This is a genomic window from Streptococcus suis YS161, from assembly GCF_002760245.1.
Lineage (GTDB): Bacteria > Bacillota > Bacilli > Lactobacillales > Streptococcaceae > Streptococcus > Streptococcus suis_I.
This window is the reverse complement of sequence record NZ_ASCA01000045.1, coordinates 1-2,894: the sequence shown is the minus strand read 5'-3', so window position 1 is coordinate 2,894 and position 2,894 is coordinate 1. Positions and strand designations below refer to the sequence as shown.

Below are 2,894 nucleotides of genomic sequence, written 5' to 3'. Positions count from 1 at the left end.
CAGATTACCATTTAGGGGAGGACAGCACATGACATGATAATGAATTTTACGTCACCTTTTGTATATCTAGCCTCTGAAAAAGTATCTAGCGACAGCCTTTTTGAAGGGTTTCAAGTGGATTTAGAATCAACCGCCAACTTGGTTAAGTCACTAGCGGACTTTAATCCGACGGTGTGGTCTTACATGACAGCCATTACCAAGGGGATTATGCAACCCTTGGGAGTAGCTATTCTTGCGGTTGTTCTCGTACTCGAATTTTCAAAAATGGCCAAGAAAATCGCAAACTCAGGTGGTGCAATGACCTTTGAAGCCATAGCACCTATGATTGTCAGCTACATCATGGTCGCGGTCGTGATTACCAATACGACGGTTATTGTGGAAGCTATTATTGCCATTGCCTCTTATGTTATTGAACAAGTGGCAAGTCTTGTCACGAATGGTGGTGCTAATTATGATACCATATCAGGCATTAAGGGATCTGGAATTGTAGGAAAAATGATTATTGGCTTTTTTGCGATTCTCATTTGGTTGGTACGAATGGCCAGCATCATGGTTGTCAATATCTTGATTACCATTCGCTTTATCCAACTCTATCTGATGATTCCTTTTGCCCCTGTTACCATTCCGACCTTCCTTAGTGATGACTGGAGAAGTGTTGGGATTGGTTACCTTAAAAACATCATGGTCTATGCCGTTCAAGGTATTTTGATTTTTCTAATTGTATCTCTTGTTCCCTTGTTTGAATCGGCTGGAAAGATTGCCGTATCAAATGGAGCTGGAGTGATGGAATCACTTGCCATTATGTTTGGTGGCTTGGTACAGGCCATATTGTTAATCATTGCCTTAGTTGGCAGTCAACGAACCGCCCGAAGTATTTTGGGGATGTAGGAGGAAGGGAGTCACTATCTCGCCTCCTCTTTTTATAGCTTACTTAGATTGGAGAACATTTATGAACACACGTGTCTTTAAGGACATCTCAAAGGTTCAACACAGGGCATGGCTGGGATTTACAACTAGACAGGTTATTTTTGTATTTCCAGCCGTCGCCCTAACCATTTTGGTATTGGGCTTGAACCTATTTTACTGGCAATTTGGGGATTGGTTTGTCTATGGTTTTGTTTTTAGCTTTACCATTCCACTCATGTTATTTGGGGTCTATCGCCCCAACGATTTACCATTTGAAACCTACCTCAAGTATCGTTTTCATTATGAACTAACAGTACCAGATCGTACATTTACTGGAAGAAAAGGAGACCAACGTGAAAAAATTAAAACACTCAATGAAACCAAAGACATCTTCTAATGACCAAAAGCAAAAGACGAAAACACAGAAGCAGGAGATCAGACCTTCTACCGTAAATACGTTAGCCTATCAAGGACTTTTTCAAAATGGCCTTATGCAGGTCAGTCCAAGCTATTTCTCACAAACCTATCTCTTAGGAGATGTCAATTATCAAACAGTTGGCTTAGATGATAAAGGAGCTATAGTTGAAAAATATTCCGATTTAATCAATTCACTGGATGATAAGACCAATTTCCAACTGACCATTTTCAATCAAAAGGTCAATCTGGAAAAATTCCGTAAGAGTATTCTCTATCCCTTGCAGGAAGATGGGCTTGATGCTTATCGTGATGAATTAAATCGCATGATGAATGCCAACTTAGAGGCGGGCGAGAACAACTTTTCGGCTGTCAAGTTTCTTTCATTTGGCAAGAGCGACCAAACACCAAAACTAGCTTTTCGTTCTCTGTCACAGATTGGGGAATATTTCAAGAGTGGCTTTTCTGAGATTGATGTGTCTCTTGGTCTGCTTGGTGGAGAGGAGCGAGTGAATGTCCTTGCGGATATGTTACGAGGTGAAAATCATTTACCATTCTCTTACAAGGATTTAACCCTGTCAGGTCAATCCACCAAACACTTTATTGCCCCAACCTACCTTTCCTTTAAACACAAGAATCATGTTGAATTGGACGATCGATTATTACAGATTGTCTATGTTCGTGACTATGGTATGGAGCTAGGGGATAAATTTATTCGTGACCTCATTCAGTCAGATTTGGAAGTGATGATTAGCCTACATGCTAAAGGCTCTACCAAGTCTGAAACCATGACCAAGCTACGAACCAAGAAGACCTTGATGGAATCACAAAAAATTGGGGAACAACAAAAGATGGCTCGGACTGGCATCTATTTGGAGAAGGTCGGCCATGTTCTTGAAAACAACATCGATGAAGCAGAAGCTCTTCTTCAAACCATGACCCAAACAGGAGATAAGCTGTTTGATACCGTATTTCTAATTGGCGTGCTGGCGGATACTGAAGATCAACTCAAACAATCTCTTGATATTATCAAGCAAGTGGCAGGGTCTAATGATATGATTATTGATAATTTGACCTATATGCAAGAAGCTGCCTTTAATAGTCTCTTGCCATTTGGGAAGAACTATCTTGAAGGTGTTTCTCGGTCTCTATTGACTTCAAACATTGCCGTGAATGCACCTTGGACTTCCGTAGATATTCAGGACAAGGGTGGGAAATTTTATGGCATCAATCAAATCTCAAGTAATATCATCAGTATTGACCGAGGCAAGTTAAATACTCCGTCAGGTTTGATTTTAGGGACTTCTGGAGCGGGGAAAGGGATGGCGACAAAACATGAAATCATCTCTACAAAGCTCAAGGAATCAGATAGTGATACTGAAATTATTATTGTTGACCCAGAAAATGAGGTGCGACAAGAAGTCGTGTTGTAAATTGCTAGTTTAGCTACTCTATCCATTTGGAGTAATCCTACCACAGCCTGCTTGACTGGTAACGGTCATGTTGGGAAGCCTGTGGGACAATATGGAAAGTCTGATAGCCTAAAATCGGATGGACTGTTAGGATAAGAATAC

At 40.8% G+C, this 2,894-nt stretch carries 3 protein-coding genes; all 3 read left to right on the top strand.

The annotated features are described in order from the left end of the window. Nucleotides 1-33: 33 nt before the first annotated feature. The 3 genes from SST111_RS06470 to SST111_RS06460 all read left to right on the top strand — a co-directional run bounded on the left by SST111_RS06470 (nucleotide 34) and on the right by SST111_RS06460 (nucleotide 2,753). Nucleotides 34-888 carry a conjugal transfer protein TrbL gene (locus SST111_RS06470; protein WP_099810413.1) on the top strand — a complete coding sequence of 285 codons (855 nt, stop codon included), beginning with the start codon at nucleotides 34-36 and terminating at the stop codon, nucleotides 886-888. Between the two features lie 61 nt (nucleotides 889-949). Further along, a complete protein-coding gene (locus SST111_RS06465; protein ID WP_024390213.1) occupies nucleotides 950-1,303 on the top strand; it encodes a PrgI family protein in 354 nt (117 codons plus the stop codon). Further along, on the top strand, nucleotides 1,281-2,753 hold the full coding sequence (locus SST111_RS06460; protein WP_099810412.1) for a VirB4-like conjugal transfer ATPase, CD1110 family: 1,473 nt from the start codon (nucleotides 1,281-1,283) through the stop codon (nucleotides 2,751-2,753). Before SST111_RS06465 ends, SST111_RS06460 begins: the two co-directional genes overlap by 23 nt. Nucleotides 2,754-2,894 lie beyond the last annotated feature (141 nt).